Genomic DNA, 21,856 nt, shown 5'->3' with positions numbered 1-21,856 from the left:
TGCCATTTTCCCAGCGCAATACTCGAACTCAGGCTAGGAAATGATGCAGGCAATCGAGATGGCTCTTGCAAATGTGAATGTGGAAAAAAATTATTTAAATCGCCCTAAAGCATTGGGAATTACAGTACGACGTTTGCAATTTAATCCGAAAAAAATCAAACGTCATTATTTTGCCAATTCTCCAGTAATGTCACATCTATTAACAGCACTGTCTTCAACATTTCCAATTGGAGAACAGTATTTTGTGAATAGTGTGCGTAATGTCCGAGATAAAGTGCAAGATCCTCAACTACAGGCGCAGATTGCGGCATTTATTGGGCAAGAGGCGATGCATTCCAAAGCACATACCGAGTTTAACGATGCTTGGCGACGTGAGGATTATAATCTTGATCGTTTTCAGGCGTGGTTGGCGAAACGGGATGATATGCTGCGAAATATTCACCCGAAATTGCAACTGGCTTTGACCTGTGCCTTTGAGCATTTTACTGCAATGTTAGGTGGCTATATTTTAAAACACCCAGAAATACTCAGTACACTAGATGATGATGCGATGAAGCTCTGGGTCTGGCATGCAATTGAAGAAATCGAGCATCGTTCGGTGGCATTTGATGTTTACCAAGAAGTATATGGCGATGATCGTATTCGCCGTTTACTGATGCGGAGTGTGACGACAGGCTTTGCCAGCCTGACGTTTTATGCGACCACGCGGTTGATCTGGCAGGATAAATGGAAGAGCTTACCGAAATTGGGTGGCAATCTGTTTGGTATGTATTTACTGAGTAAAATGCTATTACAGTTGATTCCTGAGTATTTATCTTATTATCAAGCTGATTTTCATCCAGCAAAACACGATTACACTGCATTGGTGAATTACTGGAAAGCACGCATGGCAGATGAATATGGGATGGCAAGTTTCCAAGAAGAAACTGCTTCTAAAATTTATAGTTAATCATCATCCAATACCATTAAAGTTGCTTAGCATGGCATTACATCAAGGTTCTTGAGTAATGCCTTTTTTATTTAAATTCAGATAAAGCAACGTTAATAAATGTTACACAGCCGACAAAAAATCTCATTACAATGAATTATCGCAAAAATATAAAGAAAAACTTGAGGATAAATTTTTATGAAAATCATCAAACAAACCGCATTGGCAACTGTATTGGCAAGCACACTGTTATTTACAGGTTGTGGTTATAACACTCTGCAAGTCAAAGATGAGGCTGTGATTGCTTCTTGGTCTGAAGTTCAAAACCAATATCAACGCCGTGCCGATCTTGTGCCGAATTTGGTCAATGTGGTGAAAGGTTATGCCAAACATGAAGAGCAGGTTTTGGTTGAAGTCACACAAGCACGTTCTAATGTTGCGGGCTTAAAAGTTGATAAAGAAGTGTTGGAAGATCCAGCGCTATTTGAGAAATACCAACAAGCGCAAAGCCAATTGACGGGTGCATTATCGCGCTTGATTGCGGTTTCAGAAAATTATCCTGACTTAAAAGCCAATGAGCAATTCCGTGATTTACAAGCACAACTTGAAGGGACTGAAAACCGTATCGCGGTTGCGCGTAACCGTTATATTACCACGGTTCAAGATTACAACGGCTATGTCCGTCAATTCCCTCAAGCGTTGACGGCTAAAGTCATTGGCATGAAAACCAAAGAAAACTTTAAAGCGGAACAGTCTGCACAGCAAGCGCCAACAGTTTCATTTAATTAATATCTGAAATTGTTTCGAACTGTGAGGAGTTACCGTATGTTGAACGTGTTTAAGCAGAGCTTAAAGCAGCGAATCTTAGCTGTTTTAACCATTATTTTTGCGACACTGTTTTTCCAACATACGGTTTGGGCTGAAGTCGCGACCGCAACTGATCAAAGTGATGTGCTTGTTGCGGGTAAAATTATTCAAGAACAGCAAAAGAATAAAACGACGACTACACCAGCCTTGGCAAATGCTGAAACTCCTGCATTGCCCCAAGTGGTCAATGACATGGCAGAGGGCGAATCGATTCGTGGTTTGCCAACTTTAAATCAACCCGTGATTGATCAGGCCAAAGTATTGAGTGTTGCTGAAATGCAGCAACTCAATCAGAAAATTCTCAGTCTGTATCAGCAAGGCAAAGCGCAAATCGGGGTGATTATCGTACCAACCACTGGGCAGGAAGCCATTTTTGATTTTGCCTTGCGTGCTGGTGAAAAATGGCAGCTTGGCTCAGCAAAACGTGATAATGGCTTACTGATGGCGATTGCAGTCAATGATCGTAATATCCAGATCTTGACGGGTTATGGTTTGGAGGGCGTACTGCCTGATGTGGTATTGAGTCGGATTATCCGCAATCAAATCACACCCTACTTTAAACAGGGGCAATACGCACAAGGTATTTCTGCGGGATTAGATGAAATTAGTCGCATTGTTAACTTAGACCCAGAGATTGCGCAGCAAGCCGCACAAGAATTGAAAGATCGACATGAACAAGCGATACAAGCACAGCAGGCTAAAGACAATACTTTGACTATGGCGTTATTCATTCTGGTAGCTGGTGTCGTCGGTTCATTTATTGTCGGTAATCGTTTAAGTGCTTCCACCGCAGCTGTGGCTGCAACTGTTGCAGGTTTGGTCAACGGTGCGGGTCTGGTGATGAGCTTATTGCTCGGTGTTGGGATTTTCTTTTTATTGATCACCTCGTTGGCGCAACTGATTTTCCAAGCCTTTCTATCGGGTGGTGGTCGCGGTGGCGGCGGAGGTGGATTTGGCGGCGGCAGTGGCGGTGGTTATAGTGGTGGCGGCGGTAGCTTTGGCGGGGGAGGAGCATCAGGCTCATGGTAACCAAGACAGATACAACACAGATTATTACTCAGCCTAAACTAGATGAGCATGTACAGCCAAGTTTAAAACGCTGGTTCAAGCATTTCCTTTATGTTTCGTCGGCGCATCGTTATTTCAATAAGCAAGATCGAGTCGAGATTGCCAAAGCAGTACACGAAGCGGAAAAGGGGCATGTGGGGGAGATTCAGGTGGTGATTGAAGGACACATTCCGTGTTCACAGGCTTACCATCAAAATACCCGTTTACGCGCGCAACAACTGTTTGCTGAACTGGGAGTTTGGGATACTGAACTGAATAGTGGTGTATTGCTCTATCTCAATCTATGCGAGCGCAAAGTCGAAATTGTGATTGATCGCGGTTTAAAAAATGCCACACCGACTGAAACATGGAATGGGATTTGCCAAAACATTGTACAGATGTTAGCTCAAAAGCAATATTTACAGGCCGTGAATAAAGGGGTTACTGAAATTGGACAGGTATTAGATCAGTATTATGTAAAAACAGATCTGGACGATCAAAATGAATTGCCGAATGAACCAATTATTTTAAATTAAAACGCGATCTTGTCATTTAAAAATAGGGCTTGTTGTTTTGTTTAAAATCAATTATTGTGCAGAATGTTCTGTATATAAAATTTGCAATCGGCTGCTTGTTGCAATTTCCTTCTGATAAGCGGTAAAAAAAATATTAATAAAGTTTCTGTGAATTGAGTCGCTCAATTTACATACAAGTAGAAAATAGTCAAATTCGTTCGCTAAAAAAAAGAATAATTAAACAGTAAAGATGACGTTATTTGTCATTTTTTTTCTTAAAGTGTCTAAATTGATCTTATTTTATCCAATATGATTTTTTTTTAAGTCTCTGTTTTTTTAGGTTAAAATTGGCTAAGCTAAGGACTGGCATAAAACATGCTAAATACAAAGCAGCTGCAAAAAAGCTTATAAAAAATTTATACATTGGAGAAATGTTATGAACACAATGCAAAAGGGTTTTACTCTTATTGAATTGATGATTGTTGTCGCGATTATCGGTATCTTGGCGGCGATTGCAATTCCTGCATATCAAAACTATACGAAACGTTCGCACGTTTCAGAAGGACTTAACCTCGCAGGAGGGGCAAAAACTGCAGTAACAGAATTCTATTCATCGAATAACCGTTATCCTGCAAATAACGCAAGCGCAGGTTTAGCTGCTGCAAGTGCTATTACTGGTAATGCTGTAACATCTGTTACTGTAGATAGTGGTTTAATTACGGTTGCATATAATACAAAAATTGATGATACAACTGGTAAAACTCTTGTTCTAAGTCCGACAACTGCTGGTGGTGCAATCCAGTGGAAATGTAAAGTGGGTACTATTGACCCTAAATTAGTTCCATCTAATTGTCGTTAATATATATTTGACTTGAAAACGCTCATCTTGAATGGGCGTTTTTTATTGATTTAAACCAAATATGAGTTAAATATGTATAAAAAATATTATTCTGGTATTGTATTATTCTTATCTTTATTTATATGTATCTTTATTTATTCAGTTGGTTTAAAAGGTGATTATTTATTTGATGATTATCCTAATTTACAGGATCTTGGAACATATGGGGTAATTGATAGTTGGGATAAAACTAGAGCATTTATTTTTAATGGTTTTGCAGGGCCTACAGGTCGTCCGATTTCATTAGCAAGTTTTTTAATTGATGCGAATACTTGGCCAACAGATCCTTATCCTTTTAAATATACTAACTTGATGATTCATTTACTCAATGGGGTTTTCCTCTGTTGGGCAATATTACTGCTATTAAGAAACTATCAATACCAAGAACAAAAAGCAGTTTGGATTGCATTAGTCAGTACAGCAATTTGGTTGTTACACCCCTATTTCGTTTCAACAACTCTATATGTTATACAACGTATGGCTCAACTTGCTACACTATTTAGTTTAATTGGAATAGTGGGGTACTTAAAAGCACGCTTATTTTTATCTGAAAAATCAATTCCTGCTTATATATTGATGAGTTTAAGTATTGGGTTAGGAACAGTTTTAGCAACTTTTAGTAAAGAAAATGGTGCTTTATTACCTTTACTTATTTTAGTCATAGAATTTTGTAACCCAAATAAAGAAAAAAATAAACCAAGATGGCAATGGCGAGCAGTCTGTTTATGGTTACCTTCTATTACAATTACTCTATTACTTATAAAGTATATGGATTTTTCAGCTCATCCATGGCCCAATCGTAATTTTAATATGATTGAACGTCTCTATAGTGAAGCTCGTATTGTAAGTGAGTATTTATATAATTTAATTGTTCCTCAAGTTGAATTGAAAGGTCTTTATCAAGATGGTTTTTATATCTCAAAATCATTAACTCAGCCAATTACAACATTATATTCTATAGTTTTTTTATTTATTTTATTGCTGTTGGTGTTAATATTTAAAAGAAAATATCCTTTATGTGCATTAGCGATTTTATTTTTCTTTGCTGCACATTTGATGGAATCTACAGTTATTGGATTAGAATTATATTTTGAACATCGGAACTATTTATCAGCTATTTTTTTATTTTTACCTATTGCTAGTGGCTTTTATTCATTAAAAAAATATATTGATGCTAGGTTAGTCTATTTTATCATTCTATTGATTTTATCTATTTTGTCCTTTTTTACTTATGAACGAGCCAAACTCTGGGGAAATACAGATCGATTACAACTTTATTGGGCAAAAAATTCTCCAGATTCGCCCAGAGCACAAAATGCAATTGCAGCCGTTTTATTTGATAAAGGGAATTTATTTGAAGCGAATCAATATGTGCAAAAGGCGATGCAAAGATTGCCTGATAGTGCATTACTGAATATGCGTTTACTTTTACAGAAAGTATATGCAGGTGTAGCAACAATTGATGACTTTGAACAAACAGCAAACCGATTAAAAAAACAACCTTTTGATGCGCAAGCAATACAGGCCTTAAGAACGTTAGTTGAATTTACTGTCGATAATCCACAAACTTTGAAATATGCAAATTGGTCTCTTTCACTCATATCTGCATTAGAAAAAAATGCAAAATATAATCAATTCCCTTTATTTCAGCGATTAATGCCCTATTTAAAAGCAAAAATTTATATAGCACTAAGTAAACCTGAATTAGCTTTGAATCAATATTTAGAAGCTATATTACGCTATAATGATGTTGAAGCTGGAATGATGATGGTAGCTGAGTTAGGTTCTGCAAAATATTACGATGAAGCATTAATTTTGCTTGATAAAGTAGAGGAAATTTATCGTCGGCAAGATACTAAAACATTAAAACGTACTCAGCGCGAATATGATTTTGAAATTAAACGTTTAAGGGAAGTCTTGCAGCAAAAGTTGCAAAACAAAAAATGAGGGAATATCAGTTGAATATTAGTATAGTATTACCCGCGAAAAATGAAGCAGGGGCGATTGGAAAAACAGTTGAAAAGATCAGGCAATTAGATATTGCTTATGAAATCATTGTTGTCAATGATGGTTCAACTGATAGCACAAAAGAAGTCGCAGAAAAAGCAGGGGCAGTGGTGGTTACGCATCCTTATTCTAAAGGTAATGGTGCAGCAATTAAGACGGGTACAAGAGTAGCAACAGGGGATGTGATTGTTTTTATGGATGCTGATGGACAGCATGATCCTAATGATATTTCTCGATTAATTGAAAAAATTGAGCAAGGTTATGATTTAGTTGTTGGTGCAAGACAAAAAGGTTCGCAAGCAAGTGTTGGTCGTGGTATTGCAAATACACTTTATAATAATTTAGCGACTTATATGACAGAACATAAAGTAGAAGATCTCACTTCAGGCTTGCGTGCAGTACGTGCAGAGAAATTTAGAGAATTTCTCTATTTGTTACCCAACGGTTTTTCTTATCCAACGACCAGTACTATGGCATTTTTTAGAGCAGGGTATTCAGTCGCTTATATTCCAATCCATGCTGCTAAACGAATTGGAAAAAGCCATATTCATCCATTAAAAGATGGAATACGTTTTTTTCTTATCATTTTTAAAATAGCAACTCTATTTTCACCTTTAAAGATGTTTTTACCGATAGCTGTTGTATTATTTCTGATTGCAACAAGTTGGTATGGCTATACACTTTATGAATATCATCGTTTTACTAATATGAGTGCATTGCTTTACACGGGAAGTGTGATGATATTTTTGATGGGGCTAATTTCTGAGCAAGTGACTGCCCTCATGTATAAAGATAATAAGTAGGAATTACTGTGTTTAGTATATTAATACAGTTGTGGAAAATTTTGACACCGCTTGATAAAAGAAAACTATTGGTTGTTCTTATTCTTGTAGTTATTATGGCAGGTATTGAAGCAATTGGTGTTGTTTCAATTATGCCTTTTCTCGCCGTATTAGCGAATCCTACAGTTATAGAAAGCAATTTATTGCTTCAAAAAATTTCAAAAATTTTATTAGTGAGTGATACACGTCAATTTATTGTATACCTAGGTGTAATTTCACTTATCATTGTTATTTGTTCTACCGTTATTAAGATTATTACTCAATATGCATTATATAGATTTTCTAACCTACAGCGGCATTATTTTTCAACTCGACTTTTAGAAATTTACTTACAACAGCCTTATGAATTTTTTATTGAAAAAAATAGCTCAAACTTGATAAAAAATATATTGTCAGAAGTAGATGAACTTGTTCGGGGGATTATTCAACCTATATTGTTTTTGATTGCTTATAGTGTTGTTATCCTGTGTGTGATTGCTATTTTAGTTTGTTATGATCCTATAATGGCAATTTCTACTGCATTTATATTAATGTTTTTTTATATTATTATTTTTTTAAGTGTGAAAAAAGTTCTTGATCGGATAGGCCAAAGTTTTGTTGAGGCAAATGAAATACGCTATCAAGCTTGTTCGGAAGTATTGGGTGGTATTAAAGATATTATAATTAATCATGCAGAAAAACAATACATTGAGAAAGTGGATCATAGTTCAAGACTATATTCACTACACTTAGCAACGAAAGAAACTTTAGGTCAAGTCCCTCTACATATTGTGGAGACGATAGGGTATGGCTGTATTATTATTCTTGCTATCACATTAGTTGTCTCTGGTAAAGAAATCTCTCATATTTTACCTATATTAGGATTGTATGGAATAGCTGCTTATCGAATGTTACCCGCCGCACAAAATATATATAGAGCAGTTTCACAAATAAAATTTTCTCAAAACGTTTTTAATGTGATAAAAAATGAGTTTTTATTAGAGCGTGAAAAAATAGATTTTAAGCCAGACTATAAACTTAAATTTGAAAAAATAATCCAATTAGAAAATATATGTTTTTCTTACTCAAGTCGTTCTGATCATTTGGTTTTTGATGATTTTAATTTAAATATTCTAAAAAATCAAAGCATAGGAATTGTGGGTAAGAGTGGCAGTGGTAAAAGTACACTCATGGATATTATGTTGGGTTTATTGCACCCAAATAATGGAAAAATCCTAATTGATGGTGTTGAGTTAAATCAGAATAATATACAGGCTTGGTATCAAATTGTAGGATATGTACCGCAAAGCATTTATCTAGCGGACAAAAGTATTGCAGAAAACATCGCATTTGGTCTTGATGTCGAGCAAATCGATATGCAGGCAGTTAGATTTGCTGCACAACAGGCTCAGATTGATGAGTTTATTGTGAAGCAATTACCACAAGCGTATCAAACAAAAGTTGGTGAGCGTGGGGTAATGTTATCTGGTGGTCAAAGGCAACGTATTGGAATCGCTCGTGCATTATATAAGAATCCGCAAATTTTATTTATGGATGAAGCAACCAGTGCATTAGATATTGAAACTGAACATGCAGTAAATGAAGCAATTAAAAATTTAAGTGGAAAAAAAACCATAGTGATTATTGCGCATAGAGAAAGTGCTGTTGCGAACTGTGATCACATTATTACTTTATAAGTCAGGAATATATATGCTGAATATCGTAATCCCAATGGCTGGTGCGGGTAGTCGATTTGCCAAGGCTGGTTATATTGATCCAAAGCCGCTGATAAGAATACATGATGAACCAATGATTAAGTTAGTTATTGATAATCTAATGCCAAATCAACCCCATCGATTTATCTTTATATGTCAAGCAGAACATGTTAGAGAATATAATTTGATTGAGAAATTGAATCAATGGGCTCCAACCTCAGTAATTATAGAAATTGAGGGTCTTACTGAGGGAGCAGCGTGTACAGTGCTAGCTGCTAAAAAGTTTATTAATAATAAAGATCCATTAATGATTGCCAATAGTGATCAGTATGTAGATATTCGCATTGATGACTATCTGAATTATCAGAGATCAAATAATTTAGATGGTTTGATTATGACGATGACAGCTAATGATCCCAAATGGTCATTTGTTAGATTAAATGATAAAAATATGGCGACAGAAGTCGTCGAGAAAGAAGTGATTTCCAATGAGGCAACCGTAGGTATTTATAATTATACTCACGGATGTAACTTTGTAGCTGCCGCAGAAAACATGATTCATGGTAATGAGCGGGTGAATGATGAGTTCTATGTTGCTCCTGTTTATAATCGACTCATTCAACAAGGACAAAAAATAGGAATTTATAATATAGGTTCGGAAGCTCAAGGCATGTATGGCTTAGGTATTCCCCAAGATTTGGATCTTTTTTTGAGTTTACCTATTTCGAAAAGGGCAGCGGGGATGAATACATGATTATTTTAAGTCATCGTGGTTATTGGAGACAGATAAAAGAGAAAAACACCATTGCTGCATTTATGCACTCTTTCAATCTTGGGTTTGGTACAGAAACAGATATTCGGGATTTAAATGGAACACTGGTTATTTCACATGATATGCCTAATAATCATGCCATAAGTTTTAAAGATTTTTTAGATATTTATAGTGGATCTGATTTACCATTGGCGTTAAATGTCAAAGCAGATGGATTGGCAGAGACTCTTAAAATGTATATGGAAAATATACCGAATACCAACTGGTTTGTTTTTGATATGTCAATACCTGATATGCGAGCCTATATAAAACTAGGACTTCCAATATTTACTCGAATGAGTGAAGTTGAACAACATCCTATATGGTTTGATCAAGCCGTAGGTGTCTGGCTAGATTCTTTTTCAGAGGAGTGGTATAACTCGACTATAATCGAAAATTTTTTAATTCAAGGCAAAAAAGTTTGTATTGTATCTTCGGAACTGCATGGTCGTGATAAAACCTCTTTATGGAGCTTAATTCGCCCTTTATCTCATTACTCTCAATTGATGTTGTGTACTGACATACCTGAAGAAGCTAAAGCTTATTTTAGTCGAGCTAAAACGTGAAAATAAAAGCAATTATTTTTGATATGGATGGGGTGTTAATAGAGGCTAAGGATTGGCACTACAAAGCACTCAATCGTGCATTAGGATTATTTGGCTATCAAATTAACCGATATGATCATCTAACTACTTATGATGGATTGCCCACTATCAAAAAACTTGAAATGTTATCATTAGAATCTGGGCTCCCTAGGGAACTTCATAAGTTTATCAATGAAATGAAACAGATTTATACGATGGAAATTGTTTATGCCGAATGTAAACCTCAGTTTGTCCATGAATATGCCTTGTCAAAACTAAAAGCGAGAGGATTTAAACTTGCGGTTGCTTCAAACTCTATTAGACATACCGTTGAAGTAATGATGGAAAAATCCAAACTTGGAGGTTATCTTGATCAAATCGTATCAGCGAGCGATGTCATTAAACCAAAGCCTGACCCAGAAATTTATTTAACCTCTATTACAAAGTTGGGTTTAATGCCAAAGGAATGTTTAGTTATTGAAGATAATGAAAATGGCATTAAGTCTGCAAGGGCATCTGGAGCACATGTGTTGGTGGTAAAAGACGTACATGATGTTAATTTAAGTAATATAGAATCTCAAATCAAACAAATTGAGGCTTTGATGTGAATGTATTAATTTTAGCTGCTGGGTATATGCCGTTGCAAAGTCAGAATGAAAGTTACCCTTTAACATTGGTTGAGTTTGAGGGTATTCCCTTGATTCAAAAACTGATTGAACAATGTGCTTCTATTGACTCAGAGGTTAATTTTATTATTGCTTTACGTGACACAGATGTTCGAGATTATTATTTAGATAATATTGTATGTCTACTTTCTCCAGATGCTAAAATACTCAAGGTTTCTGATAATACTCGAGGAGCCGCATGTACAGCACTTCTTGCAATACCTTATATTGATAATAATGATGAATTACTTATTCTTAATGGAAATGAATTACTAGATATTGATTTTTCATTACCTTTACGAAATTTTCGTCAGCGTGGTTTAGACGCAGGGGTGGTTAGCTTTAATTCTGTACATCCACGTTATTCTTATGTGAAAATTGAAGATGAATTAGTTATTGAAGCAGCAGAAAAAAGACCCATTAGTAGACATGCGACGGCTGGTTTCTTCTGGTTTGAGAAAGGTGAAATATTTGTAAAAGCTGCAAAAAATATGATTCGAAAAGATGCTTCAGTCAATGGTTTATTTTATATTTGCCCAAGCCTCAATGAGTTAGTATTAGAGCAAAATAGAATTGGTATATTTAAAGTTGCTACTGAGCTTTATCACCCTATAAAAAATGAAAAACAACTGGAACAGTTAGAAGCATTTATAGAAAAGAAAAGATAGCTAATTATGGAAAATTGTCGTTAGGTTTATAGACTCTCTTATGAGAATTGCGCTTAAAAATTTTATAAAATTAGTTCGTGGTTTCTAAGGAAATATGATGATGAATCATGCAAGATATGAAGATATGATCAAGGGCTGGTTTGTTGGTGGGTTTACACCAACTGCTTTTAATACGAATGCTTGTGAAGTAGCTATAAAAAAGTATGTTATCGGTGATTATGAAGCTAAGCATTACCATAAAGTAGCGACTGAAATTACAATGATTTTGAGTGGTAAAGTAAGGATGGCAGGTCAAGAATGGCAGGAAGGTGATATCATTGTACTCCAGCCAGGCGAAGTAACAGACTTTGAAGCACTAACAGATGCTATAAATATTGTGGTGAAGATTCCAGGAGCTCTAGATGATAAGTATTTAATTGAGGAGTGATATGAAAGAATTGCAAAGCGATGGAGAGGTCATAGGCTCTGCACGTATTTCCGTAGTCATTCAAGGTCTAACTCATTATGTGAAGGATGACAAGAATTGCTTGTTTTATCAATGTATTGACTCTATAAAAAAATATTTACCATATGCTGAAATTATTGTGTCTACATGGGAAGGGCAAAATTGTGATGAATCGGTTGTGGATAAAGTTCTATATAATGATGAACCAGAAAGTATAATGGTTTTTGAGGGATTTGATAGTAGGCCTTGGAATTTCAATAAAATGGTTTTTTCTACTATGGAAGGATTGAAATATGCTAATCGTGAATATACTTTAAAAATTCGTGCTGATTTGAGTTTAAGTAATAATAATTTTTTTAAAGTGAAGAAAAAAAAGAATATCCCTGATCAATACTTAAAATATAAGTTTTTTGAAGAAGCAATAAATGTATCTAATTTATACACAAAAAATCCATTATCATATCAGCATTTTTTATTTCACTTAGGTGATGTTGTTCAATTTGGTTTAACAAGACAAATGAAAGATTTATGGGGGAGAAAGTTATTCTCTAGGGATTATTTATTTACACCATTGAGCATTAAGTCTTGTTTTAATTATTTTTGTGATAAAGGGGAGAGGTTGACTCCAGAACAAGCTTTAATGGTTGATTGGGTTAATTCAAAAGGATATGGTATATACCTGCCTTATACAACATATATTTCAAAGAGTTATTTTTTTCTTTCTGAAATTATACTTTCATTAAATTTTAATATTATTAATTGGGAGCAAACAGGTTTTATCTATCCTGAAAGATTTATTTCTGATCAAAAATTATTGGAAAAAAATATTTATAAATCTGATGAGATTAATTTATTGTATTATCGTTATTATAATGTGAAATATATAAACCTAAGGCTAATTAGGTTGTTCTGCATTTTTTATTTTACTAAATTTTTTAGATTAGGTTTTTTGGAGGATTTTGTTAGAACCTTTCTTATTTTTTTATCACCCAAGGTGTATTTAAGGTTGAGACGCTTTTATAGGTTAGTAAGGAATAAAAATGAGCATTAATAACCGTGTTGTTTTTTTGAGTTATTCATTTAATAGAAGTGATCGTAGAGGAGTTTATCAATTCGCTAGATCTTTAATTGAGGCAATTAAAGGAAATCATTACGATATTGGTTTATTTTCACAAATGTATAATAAAGATTTGATAAACGATAGTGTTTCTAATTACTTAAGAGATCCTAATAAATATTTTTTCGAACACAATAATAAGTTTAAAATAGTGTTGGGTTATTTTTTTAATAAAATCATGCAGATGGACTATCTTTTTTTAAATAATGCTGATAGTTTTTTTGAAAAAGAAAAAATGTTTAATTTTTTTTTAAATAAACAGTTGCTTTATTATTCAAATAATATAGATTTATTGTTTTTTAAAAGTTTATACTTGCAGGATATTAATTTACCTGGTTTTTTTAGTAAAGATATAATATTTACAGATTCTCCACTTGCATTTAAGTCTAATAGACATAAAATGATCCAAACGGTTCATGATACTATACCTCTTGATGAAAAAAGAAAATATTATCAGTATTTTTATAAAAGATTAGAAGCGTGTTGCTACGCAGATAAAATTCTTGCAGTATCAAATCATTCAAAAAATAAATTCTTAGAATATTTTCCACAAATGCATGATAGAGTGCAAGTTGTGTATCAACCATTGCCTGCAGATGAAAATAGCATTTATCTGAGTTCTTTACCTGAAATTCAACAACAAGTGCTAGATAAGTACAACTTGAAATCTGGTCAATATATGTACTATGTAGGGGCTGTTGAGAAGAGAAAAAATATCCATAATTTAGTCCGAGCATACGCTCAAGTAACACATTCGGATAAGTCTATTCCGTTGGTCATTTCTGGTAGCATTGATATAGAATATAAGAAAGAATTTTTATTAGAGAATTATTTAGTTAACCATAGAAACTTTTCTCATTCAAAATTTAATATTTTTAAAACAGACTTTGTATCTGATATTGAAAAGCTGTGCTTAATAAGAAATAGCCGAGCATTTTTATTTCCAAGTTTGAATGAGGGATTTGGTATACCTATTATCGAGGCTCAAACATTGGGCGTACCTGTCTTAACTTCTAATAATAGCTCTTTACCTGAAGTGACTGAAGGCTCTGCATTAATGTTGCAAAATCCATTAGATGTAGAAGAAATAGCAGAATGCATTAAAAGATTATGGACTGATAATGAGTTATGTGAGAATTTATCCGGTAAGGGGTTGATTAATATTAAAAGATTTAGTAAGGAAAATTTCAAGAAAGGAATTGGTGATTTTCTTGCAGATATCTAACGATCTGCAAGTAATTTTATATATATTTTAATATAAGCATCGATGGTTTGTTGTATATTGAAATTTTTATGAATATAGGTAGTTGCTGCATTAGATATTTTTTTTTGCAAATTTTGGTCAACCCTCAGTTTTTTTATCTTTTTTGTGAAATCTAAAATGTTATCCTTTTGACAAATAAAACCAGATACCCCATGGTCAATAAGTTCTGGTAGTGCCGAGCTATTAGCAACGACAACAGGTAAACCGCATGCCATAGCTTCTGCTACCACTAAACCAAATCCTTCCAGTCTTGAAGGAAAAAGTAATGCATCCATTGATCTGTAAACATTTGCTAAATCTTGAGAGCTTTTTTGATATGGTAATTGTTTCATATTTGATGGGAGTTTTTCGGCAGATTTGGCTGTATAAAACAGTTCATAATCATCACCAAGCTGTTCCATTATCCTAGGTAGTAAGTCAAAACCTTTGCGAATTGAGTTATTGCCTACAAACAATAGACTGAACTTTTGATTTTCTTTCTTTTCATTTCGGGGTACGGGATTAAAAATATCAAGATCTACGCCATTATAAATAACTTCTATATTGGAAATATCAAAAATCTCTTTTGCACAATTCGCTGTATATTGACTAACGGTGGTTATAATAGTCGCATGCTGAATAGATTTTTTTTCAATTGGAGTAATCCATAAAAAATGGTAGAGCTTTTGCAGTTTTGTTTTATAAGGTGAAAAATTTTTATCTTGAACACAATGGTGTAATGTAGCAACAATGGGAAGATTCTTGGGGTAGAATTTTGAGGGAAGCCAAGTATTGATGTGTATAATATTTGCCCATTCTGGTGCAGTAGGTGCTTTTACTAGCCATGGTAAATATTCTGCATAATGTGGCAACCAAGTAATTTCAGCCCGAATCCCATTTTTATTCAATGCTATTACGAGTTGTTCTGTGAATTTATCTGAGCCGCTATTGGTTCTGACTGCTGGAAACCAGATTGCAGGTGTTGTCATAAGTGCTTCCAAGAAGAGCAAAGATAAAATTCGTGATATCATTTTACTAATAAATGATTATATTTAATATATTTCAATGTGTTTAGAAAGGAAATACACATGATTGTTCCAGTCATTTTAGCTGGGGGGGCTGGTACACGTTTGTGGCCACTTTCACGTCAAGCTTACCCAAAGCAGTTTTTAAAACTTGTAGATGAAAGTCATACAATGCTGCAATTAACTTTGAAGCGCTTAGAAAATTTACCAAAACCAATCGCACCACCGATTATTGTATGTAATGAAGAGCACAGATTTATTGTTGCTGAGCAGCTCCGACAGTTAAATATTAAAAACGCTTCAATTATTTTAGAGCCTTACGCAAAAAATACTGCCCCAGCAATAGCTCTAGCCGCTTTACTGGGACTCGAACTCTATCCAGAGCATGACACTATCTTACTTGTCTTAGCTGCAGATCATTTTATTGCTGATATTGAATGCTTCGAAGAGTGTGTTAAAAATGCCTATCATTATGCAAAGCAAAACGATTTAGCTATTTTTGGGGTAGTTCCTACAGAAGCAAATACTGGTTACGGCTATATACAATTGGGAGATGAAATTAAGAAAAACGAGGCTTATAAACTTAAACAGTTTGTTGAAAAACCAGATCGGTCAACTGCAGAAAAGTACTTATCCACGAATCAATATCTGTGGAATAGTGGTATGTTCATGTTTAGATCTATTGTAATTCTTGAAGAGCTTAAAAAATATCAAGATGAAATTTATCAAAGTTGTGTACTGGCATGGCAAAGTAAAAAACAAGACATGGACTTTATCCGTGTTAATGCTGATATATTTCAACAATGTGCAGATGAATCAATAGATTATGCGGTTATGGAACATACCCAAAATGGTGTAATTATAAGTTTGAAAGCTGGCTGGAATGATTTAGGTACATGGTCATCTTTATGGCAGTCTAATCAAAAGGATGAGCAAGAGAATGTGATTTTTGGTGATGTGCTAGTTGAGCAGAGCTATCATAATTATATCCATTCTTCTTCACGTTTAATTTCCGTATTAGGTGTTGAGAATCTTATTATTGTAGAAACAAAAGATGCAATATTAATTTCCCATCAAGATAAATCTCAAGAAATTAAGAATATAGTGCAGAGGTTGAAAAACACCCAAAGGGTGGAGTTGTTACAACATAAAGAAGTTGTTCGTCCATGGGGCAAATATGATTGTATTGATATAGGTGAGCGCTATCAAGTTAAAAGAATTACTGTTCAACCTAAAGAAAAATTGTCTTTACAACTACATCACCATCGCGCAGAACATTGGATTGTTGTGAAAGGTACAGCGAAAGTTATTAAAGGTGAGGAACAATATTTTATTTCAGAGAATGAATCAACCTTTATCCCATTGGGGACAGTACATAGTTTAGAAAATCCAGGCTCTATTCCATTGGAATTGATTGAAGTACAGTCTGGTTCTTATCTAGGTGAGGATGATATTATTCGCTTCAAGGATGAGTATGGTCGAACCTAATTGTCTAATAAATACGAGAGTTTAATTCTCATGTTGTTCCATGAGAATTTCTCTGCATAATCTTGGCATGTATCTCGGTCTATTAAGGTATTTTTCTGCAGAAATTGTGTAACAACATTACTGAGTTCTTGATAATTATTACTCTCAACTAAAAAACCACTCTTTTGTTGTTCTACAGCATCTATTACACCACCTGTAGCAAAGCCAATTGTAGGAATTCCATGTGTTGCAGCCTCTATCGCAACCATACCAAAGCCTTCTGGATCATTTGTTATGTGTTTAACAGGAAAAATATGAATAGAGGATAAATAAAATAGGCTAGAAAGCTCTTGATCTGTAACTTTTCCTGCAAAACATAGATGTTGGTCTATGTTATGAGTTTGAGCTATTTTAATGAGTTGATTTCGGGTTTGCATATTCTTATTCAGAGCATGATTGGCTGAATCACCGACAATGAGCAAGATTACGTTTGGATTGTTTTTCACAATTTGAGGTAAAGAAAGTTTTATGAATTCACTTAAACCTTTGCGTTCTGTTAGGCGTCCGACAGAAAGGAGAATTTTTTTGTTATTAAGATTTAATTTCTCTTTCATTTCTTGCATAACTGTATGATTTTGAATTTTTGCTGGAAATGTTACACCAGGGTGAATTATAGATATTTTCATAGATGGAATATTTTTTTTTATGCATAAATCACGAGTAGGTGAACTATTTGTAATAATATGATTTGCAGCCCGTATGAATGGTGTCCAAACTAAATGATAAATACGACTATCATTTTTTATATCTAAACCATGTATATAAACTAAACTTTTTTTTCTAAAAAACTTTGCCCAAAAAACTGTGATTGGAGCTGTTAAACCACTGCCTGCAAATAAAATATCTGGGCGTTGGGTTAAGCATATCCAGAATGTTTTGATAAAAGCCAATATAAGAAAAAGAGGAAGTGGATCTAATGTGACTCCATAAAATGTGGATTTTGATGGCGCGATTGTTCTTGCTTTGGTATGGCTAATAAGCAGAACATCATGATCCTTAGATAGTTCATCTGCTATATGCCAATTTAAGCGTTCCATTCCTCCAATTAATGGAGGAAGATTGCGGGTCACGATCAATATTTTTTTCTTAGACATGATTTTAAGAGATTATAAGCTCTTCTAAAGTGTATATGATTTGAAGTTCTTTCGTTAAATTTTTTATTCAATAAAATTATCTTATAAGTCATCATGTGACAAAATAGGTCATTCATTTGATCTTTTAATTTAACTTATATATTTGAAATTGTTTATTTTATTTATTTGGCATGATTTTTGAAATTAAGCTCCCATAATTACATTTTTGGGGAGCAAAGTCATGATTGGTGCGAAAGGATTTACACTCATTGAATTGATGATTGTTGTTGCTATTATTGGTATTTTAGCGAGTATCGCTATTCCTGCATATCAAAACTACACCACGCGGGCGCAAGTTGCTGAGGCACTTAATATGGCAAGCTCAATTAAGGCTGAATTATTGGCAAAATATGGTGAAAGCGGGAGCTGCCCGATTTCACCAGCAGATTTGGGGTTGAATGCATCAGGAACACTGAATACTAAATATGTTCAAAGCGTTGGGATTAATACAACATATACCGGAGCTTTATGTGCTTTTGAATTTACATTTAATTCTACGAATATGAATGCTGGAGTGGCAGGAAAAACGCTTGTTTTTGCAATGATGAACTATGCGGGTAATGGTTCAGCACGTTGGGAGTGTGCATCATCACAAATTTCCCAAAAGTTTTTGCCTTCTATATGTAGAGGTATTTAAATCATAATCGGAGATTCGATTGGTGAGATGGGAGAATATATTTAAGATCGTAAAGAACAAAGTTCTCCTTACCCAAAGCCTGAATTTCTTCATAAGTCATATTTTTGAATTGTTGATGCCCAATAGCCAGTACAATCGCATCGTAATTAGCTGGTTGAAGGGTTTGAACAGGTTCCAAGCCATATTCTTTAATGACTTCTAATGGATCAACCCAAGGATCATAGACATCAAGGTTCAAATCATACTCTTTGAGTGATTGAATCAGATCAATGATTTTGGTGTTGCGAATATCTGGGCAGTTTTCTTTAAATGACAGTCCCATCACCAGAATATTTGCCCCGACAACTTGGATCTTTTGTTTAACCATTTCTTTGATGAGTTGCGTCGCAACATACTCACCCATACGGTCATTTAATCGGCGCGCCGCTAAGATAATCTCTGGATGTAAACCAATAGATTGGGCCTTATGGGTAAGATAATACGGGTCTACACTGATACAATGCCCACCAACGAGTCCTGGACGAAAAGGTAAAAAGTTCCATTTGGTCGCTGCGGCTTTTAATACCTCTTCAGTATCGATGCCGAGTTTATTAAAAATGAGGGCAAGTTCATTGATGAGGGCGATATTGACATCACGTTGTGTGTTTTCGATTACTTTTGCTGCTTCGGCCACTTTGATTGACGCAGCTTTATGTGTGCCTGCGGTAATAATAGTTAAATAAATTTGGTCAATTAAATCGGCAATTTCTGGTGTTGAACCTGATGTAACTTTTTTAATGGTCGTAACACTTTTGGTTTTATCTCCTGGATTGATACGCTCAGGACTATAACCTACAAAAAAATCTTGATTAAACTTGAGTTGTGAATATTTTTCTAATATTGGAACACAAACCTCTTCGGTCGCACCAGGGTAGACGGTGGATTCATAAATCACAATATCGCCAGCTTTTAAATGTCTTGCAATTGTGGTTGACGCTTGAATTAAGGGATTTAAATCGGGTTGTTTAAAATGATCGATTGGCGTCGGTACTGTGACGATAAAAACATCACATTCCGTGAGTTTTTTTGGATCAGAGCTCATATGAAGATTAGATAAATCACCAAGTTCTGTGCGGCTGATCTCTAAAGTAGAGTCTTGTTGATTTTCGAGTTCACTAATTCTCTTTGGGTTAGTATCATAGCCAATAACCTTAAACTTTTTACTCAAGGCCAAGGCCAGTGGTAGACCGACATAACCCAAGCCAATCACTGCAATGGTTAATTGCTTAGTTGTGATCTTGTTGTTAATTATAGCGTAAAGATGTGACATGTTTTTGTTTTTAGACTCGGTTTTCATATCGATAAAGTATTGATAATATAAGTGTATTCTAATGTGTATGGTTGTATAAAAAAACTCAATCTTATAAATAATTTGCTTAATTAGAAATATAGTCAGTGTGGTCCTAGATTAGTTTAGAAGTGTAGTTTATCTGACTTGTTTAAGCTGTATAAAGTACTTTGCTGTATTATAGAGATAAGTGCTTTTCTAAGATACCTTATGCAATTTTTATGCTTTTTTCTTGCCAGCGTTCTGATCAGCTTTGCTTGGCTCTCCCCATTTCATACTTATCCTTGGGTTACTTTTTCTGGTGAGTTTGCCAGTTTTTCAGCTGGACTAGTTTTACTTGCAGTTTTTCTCAATAAAAAAATGATTATTCCCAGAGTTCAACTCTGGATCGCACCGATTATTGCTGTTCCATTGTTGCAGTGGGGCTTTGGTCTGGTCAATGACTTTAGCACGGCACTATTAAGCTCACTCTATGTATTCGCTTTTTGGCTGATGATCGTGCTTGGCTATAACCTTTCGGTGCAGGCGGATCAGCGTGAACTGCTGATGCAAGAGACCGCTAAGCTGCTATTTGGTATTGCGATTGTCTGTAGTGTCATGGCAATTGTGCAATGGTGCGGGTTTGGCGGTGTGATTAATGGGGTGATGCAATTAAAAGGTGATCGCCCTTATGCAAACTTTGGTCAACCAAATCACTTGGCAACTTTTTTGATCATGGGCTTAATGGGGGCGTTATATCTATATGAGAAAAGAGTTGTAGCTGCGTATTGGTTAGTGCCCTCTAGTCTATTGATCCTATTTACTATTGCTTTAACCCAGTCTAGAACTTCATGGGTGGTGTGTTTATTTATTCTATTTTATTGGATGTATAAACAATACAAGCAGCAACCACGTTTCAACTTTGGTCAGCTTTGGATTTGGTGTATCGGTTTTTTTGTGATTGCGGCTTGGGGCTTACCACTACTCACAAATGTCATTGAAACGTTCTCAAACTCTGAAGTCATCCAAACAACCAGTTTGGCTGACCGGGCGAGCTCAGGCTATTTACGCTTTGATATCTGGACGCAGATGCTTTTGGCGCTAAAAGAGCAGCCATGGTTTGGTTATGGCTGGAATCAAACCAGTATTGCTCAGATTAGTATTTTTAATTTACATCCTTCGCATGAGTGGGTGATCAGTGCGCACAATGTTTTGTTGGATATCTTGGTTTGGAATGGTTTACCACTTGGATTATTGATTATTGGCTATATGGCAGTCTGGTTTTTCTGGTTAGAGCGAAATGCCAAAGACACCACTTCAGTGGTTGCAATTATGATGGTTGCTGCAATTCTGATCCATACCATGCTGGAGTTTCCGCAACGTTATGCGTATTTCCTACTGCCTATGGGCTTTTTATTGGGTTTAGTTCAAGCACAAACACCTCAGCTAAAAGCAGTAACTTTAAATACAAATGTCATTCGCGTTATCTGGCTGATTGGTATTGTACTGCTGTTATTGATCTGGCGTGATTACAAGCTATTTCAGGAAAACAGCCGTTTAATTTTTAAAAAGCAGCAACCGACAGTAGAGATATTGGGAAGTTCTAAGATTCTGCTGCTGACGCAATTTCAGCAACGACTTGATTGGATCAATCTACAACCTCAAACTCAAATGTCTAATACGGATTTGGAGTGGATGGATGCTTTCGTCAAAAATAAAGCAACTCCTTATAATCTGAAAAAGTATGCACAGGTACTGGTTTATAATCACAAGTTTGAAGAAGCAGAACAGCAGCTTTTTATTTTACAGCAGCTGTATGGACAAACACTCAGCTTGCCAGAAGTGATTGAAATGAATAAGCAAGCGAGATAAAAATAAAGCCCTGATTAGGGCTTTA

The 21,856-nt window shown here is 35.0% G+C and carries 21 protein-coding genes; 18 read left to right on the top strand and 3 right to left on the bottom strand.

Annotation, left to right across the window (positions count from 1 at the left end; genetic code table 11):
• Positions 1 to 58 precede the first annotated feature (58 nt).
• From WA352_RS01155 to WA352_RS01085, 15 genes are all read left to right on the top strand, one after another.
• A complete protein-coding gene (locus tag WA352_RS01155; protein ID WP_032865077.1) occupies positions 59 to 949 on the top strand; it encodes a metal-dependent hydrolase in 891 nt (296 codons plus the stop codon).
• 177 nt (positions 950 to 1,126) lie between these two features.
• A complete protein-coding gene (locus WA352_RS01150) occupies positions 1,127 to 1,717 on the top strand; it encodes a LemA family protein (RefSeq protein ID WP_033132630.1) in 591 nt (196 codons plus the stop codon).
• 36 nt (positions 1,718 to 1,753) lie between these two features.
• Positions 1,754 to 2,824, top strand: coding sequence for a TPM domain-containing protein (locus tag WA352_RS01145; RefSeq protein WP_241345201.1), 1,071 nt, complete (start codon positions 1,754 to 1,756; stop codon positions 2,822 to 2,824).
• Complete coding sequence (locus WA352_RS01140; protein ID WP_033134511.1) at positions 2,818 to 3,378, top strand: TPM domain-containing protein; 561 nt, start codon at positions 2,818 to 2,820, stop codon at positions 3,376 to 3,378. The genes WA352_RS01145 and WA352_RS01140 overlap by 7 nt, the downstream gene beginning before the upstream one ends.
• Before the next feature lie 415 nt (positions 3,379 to 3,793).
• On the top strand, positions 3,794 to 4,216 hold the full coding sequence (locus tag WA352_RS01135) for a pilin (protein ID WP_336140998.1): 423 nt from the start codon (positions 3,794 to 3,796) through the stop codon (positions 4,214 to 4,216).
• A 72-nt stretch (positions 4,217 to 4,288) separates the two neighbouring features.
• Positions 4,289 to 6,202 (top strand): tetratricopeptide repeat protein, encoded by a 1,914-nt coding sequence (locus tag WA352_RS01130; protein WP_033134513.1) that lies wholly within the window; start codon positions 4,289 to 4,291, stop codon positions 6,200 to 6,202.
• Positions 6,203 to 6,213: 11 nt separating this feature from the next.
• On the top strand, positions 6,214 to 7,065 hold the full coding sequence (locus WA352_RS01125) for a glycosyltransferase family 2 protein (RefSeq protein WP_241345200.1): 852 nt from the start codon (positions 6,214 to 6,216) through the stop codon (positions 7,063 to 7,065).
• Positions 7,066 to 7,073: 8 nt separating this feature from the next.
• Positions 7,074 to 8,780, top strand: a complete 1,707-nt coding sequence (locus WA352_RS01120; RefSeq protein ID WP_033134515.1) for an ABC transporter ATP-binding protein — start codon at positions 7,074 to 7,076, stop codon at positions 8,778 to 8,780.
• Between the two features lie 13 nt (positions 8,781 to 8,793).
• Positions 8,794 to 9,552, top strand: a complete 759-nt coding sequence (locus WA352_RS01115; RefSeq protein WP_033134516.1) for a glycosyltransferase family 2 protein — start codon at positions 8,794 to 8,796, stop codon at positions 9,550 to 9,552.
• On the top strand, positions 9,549 to 10,175 hold the full coding sequence (locus tag WA352_RS01110) for a phosphodiesterase (RefSeq protein ID WP_033134517.1): 627 nt from the start codon (positions 9,549 to 9,551) through the stop codon (positions 10,173 to 10,175). Before WA352_RS01115 ends, WA352_RS01110 begins: the two co-directional genes overlap by 4 nt.
• Positions 10,172 to 10,801 (top strand): HAD family hydrolase, encoded by a 630-nt coding sequence (locus WA352_RS01105; RefSeq protein WP_081406968.1) that lies wholly within the window; start codon positions 10,172 to 10,174, stop codon positions 10,799 to 10,801. The genes WA352_RS01110 and WA352_RS01105 overlap by 4 nt, the downstream gene beginning before the upstream one ends.
• Complete coding sequence (locus tag WA352_RS01100; RefSeq protein ID WP_033134518.1) at positions 10,798 to 11,526, top strand: glycosyltransferase family 2 protein; 729 nt, start codon at positions 10,798 to 10,800, stop codon at positions 11,524 to 11,526. The genes WA352_RS01105 and WA352_RS01100 overlap by 4 nt, the downstream gene beginning before the upstream one ends.
• A gap of 97 nt (positions 11,527 to 11,623) precedes the next feature.
• Positions 11,624 to 11,953, top strand: a complete 330-nt coding sequence (locus WA352_RS01095; protein ID WP_096089489.1) for a hypothetical protein — start codon at positions 11,624 to 11,626, stop codon at positions 11,951 to 11,953.
• Between the two features lies 1 nt (position 11,954).
• Positions 11,955 to 13,022, top strand: a complete 1,068-nt coding sequence (locus tag WA352_RS01090) for a WavE lipopolysaccharide synthesis family protein (protein ID WP_033134519.1) — start codon at positions 11,955 to 11,957, stop codon at positions 13,020 to 13,022.
• The gene (locus tag WA352_RS01085; RefSeq protein WP_033134520.1) at positions 13,012 to 14,313 is read left to right on the top strand and encodes a glycosyltransferase family 4 protein; all 1,302 of its coding nucleotides are present in this window, start codon (positions 13,012 to 13,014) and stop codon (positions 14,311 to 14,313) included. Before WA352_RS01090 ends, WA352_RS01085 begins: the two co-directional genes overlap by 11 nt.
• Here WA352_RS01085 and WA352_RS01080 read toward each other — a convergent pair.
• Positions 14,310 to 15,320, bottom strand: a complete 1,011-nt coding sequence (locus WA352_RS01080; protein ID WP_336140990.1) for a glycosyltransferase family 4 protein — start codon at positions 15,318 to 15,320, stop codon at positions 14,310 to 14,312. The genes WA352_RS01085 and WA352_RS01080 overlap by 4 nt on opposite strands.
• 99 nt (positions 15,321 to 15,419) lie before the next feature.
• Between WA352_RS01080 and WA352_RS01075 the strand changes: the two genes are divergently transcribed.
• Positions 15,420 to 16,844 carry a mannose-1-phosphate guanylyltransferase/mannose-6-phosphate isomerase gene (locus WA352_RS01075; protein WP_033134522.1) on the top strand — a complete coding sequence of 475 codons (1,425 nt, stop codon included), beginning with the start codon at positions 15,420 to 15,422 and terminating at the stop codon, positions 16,842 to 16,844.
• Here WA352_RS01075 and WA352_RS01070 read toward each other — a convergent pair.
• The gene (locus WA352_RS01070) at positions 16,841 to 17,977 is read right to left on the bottom strand and encodes a glycosyltransferase family 4 protein (protein ID WP_033134523.1); all 1,137 of its coding nucleotides are present in this window, start codon (positions 17,975 to 17,977) and stop codon (positions 16,841 to 16,843) included. The genes WA352_RS01075 and WA352_RS01070 overlap by 4 nt on opposite strands.
• A 220-nt stretch (positions 17,978 to 18,197) precedes the next feature.
• Here WA352_RS01070 and WA352_RS01065 point away from each other — a divergent pair, with 220 nt between their 5' ends.
• Positions 18,198 to 18,653 carry a pilin gene (locus WA352_RS01065; RefSeq protein ID WP_033134524.1) on the top strand — a complete coding sequence of 152 codons (456 nt, stop codon included), beginning with the start codon at positions 18,198 to 18,200 and terminating at the stop codon, positions 18,651 to 18,653.
• Between the two features lies 1 nt (position 18,654).
• Here WA352_RS01065 and tviB read toward each other — a convergent pair whose 3' ends face one another.
• A complete protein-coding gene (tviB, locus tag WA352_RS01060) occupies positions 18,655 to 19,962 on the bottom strand; it encodes a Vi polysaccharide biosynthesis UDP-N-acetylglucosamine C-6 dehydrogenase TviB (protein WP_050511495.1) in 1,308 nt (435 codons plus the stop codon).
• A gap of 228 nt (positions 19,963 to 20,190) precedes the next feature.
• Here tviB and WA352_RS01055 point away from each other — a divergent pair, with 228 nt between their 5' ends.
• Positions 20,191 to 21,831 (top strand): PglL family O-oligosaccharyltransferase, encoded by a 1,641-nt coding sequence (locus tag WA352_RS01055; RefSeq protein WP_033134525.1) that lies wholly within the window; start codon positions 20,191 to 20,193, stop codon positions 21,829 to 21,831.
• The last annotated feature ends 25 nt before the right edge of the window (positions 21,832 to 21,856 follow it).

This window comes from Acinetobacter sp. 102 (genome assembly GCF_037028485.1).
In the GTDB taxonomy this organism is placed as follows: domain Bacteria; phylum Pseudomonadota; class Gammaproteobacteria; order Pseudomonadales; family Moraxellaceae; genus Acinetobacter; species Acinetobacter higginsii.
The sequence above is the reverse complement of the archived record's forward strand: the minus strand, read 5'-3'. Positions and strand labels throughout refer to the sequence as shown.

Excerpts from the sequence above, each read along its gene's own strand:
- WA352_RS01135 (WP_336140998.1), top strand. The coding sequence starts at position 3,794 with ATGAACACAATGCAAAAGGGTTTTACTCTTATTGAATTGATGATTGTT.
- WA352_RS01145 (WP_241345201.1), top strand. The coding sequence starts at position 1,754 with ATGTTGAACGTGTTTAAGCAGAGCTTAAAGCAGCGAATCTTAGCTGTT.
- WA352_RS01075 (WP_033134522.1), top strand. The coding sequence starts at position 15,420 with ATGATTGTTCCAGTCATTTTAGCTGGGGGGGCTGGTACACGTTTGTGG.
- WA352_RS01085 (WP_033134520.1), top strand. The coding sequence starts at position 13,012 with ATGAGCATTAATAACCGTGTTGTTTTTTTGAGTTATTCATTTAATAGA.
- WA352_RS01130 (WP_033134513.1), top strand. The coding sequence starts at position 4,289 with ATGTATAAAAAATATTATTCTGGTATTGTATTATTCTTATCTTTATTT.
- WA352_RS01080 (WP_336140990.1), bottom strand. The coding sequence starts at position 15,320 with ATGACAACACCTGCAATCTGGTTTCCAGCAGTCAGAACCAATAGCGGC.
- WA352_RS01070 (WP_033134523.1), bottom strand. The coding sequence starts at position 17,977 with ATGTCTAAGAAAAAAATATTGATCGTGACCCGCAATCTTCCTCCATTA.
- WA352_RS01155 (WP_032865077.1), top strand. The coding sequence starts at position 59 with ATGGCTCTTGCAAATGTGAATGTGGAAAAAAATTATTTAAATCGCCCT.
- WA352_RS01140 (WP_033134511.1), top strand. The coding sequence starts at position 2,818 with ATGGTAACCAAGACAGATACAACACAGATTATTACTCAGCCTAAACTA.
- WA352_RS01090 (WP_033134519.1), top strand. The coding sequence starts at position 11,955 with ATGAAAGAATTGCAAAGCGATGGAGAGGTCATAGGCTCTGCACGTATT.
- WA352_RS01115 (WP_033134516.1), top strand. The coding sequence starts at position 8,794 with ATGCTGAATATCGTAATCCCAATGGCTGGTGCGGGTAGTCGATTTGCC.
- WA352_RS01095 (WP_096089489.1), top strand. The coding sequence starts at position 11,624 with ATGATGAATCATGCAAGATATGAAGATATGATCAAGGGCTGGTTTGTT.
- WA352_RS01065 (WP_033134524.1), top strand. The coding sequence starts at position 18,198 with ATGATTGGTGCGAAAGGATTTACACTCATTGAATTGATGATTGTTGTT.
- WA352_RS01150 (WP_033132630.1), top strand. The coding sequence starts at position 1,127 with ATGAAAATCATCAAACAAACCGCATTGGCAACTGTATTGGCAAGCACA.
- WA352_RS01055 (WP_033134525.1), top strand. The coding sequence starts at position 20,191 with ATGCAATTTTTATGCTTTTTTCTTGCCAGCGTTCTGATCAGCTTTGCT.
- tviB (WP_050511495.1), bottom strand. The coding sequence starts at position 19,962 with ATGTCACATCTTTACGCTATAATTAACAACAAGATCACAACTAAGCAA.
- WA352_RS01110 (WP_033134517.1), top strand. The coding sequence starts at position 9,549 with ATGATTATTTTAAGTCATCGTGGTTATTGGAGACAGATAAAAGAGAAA.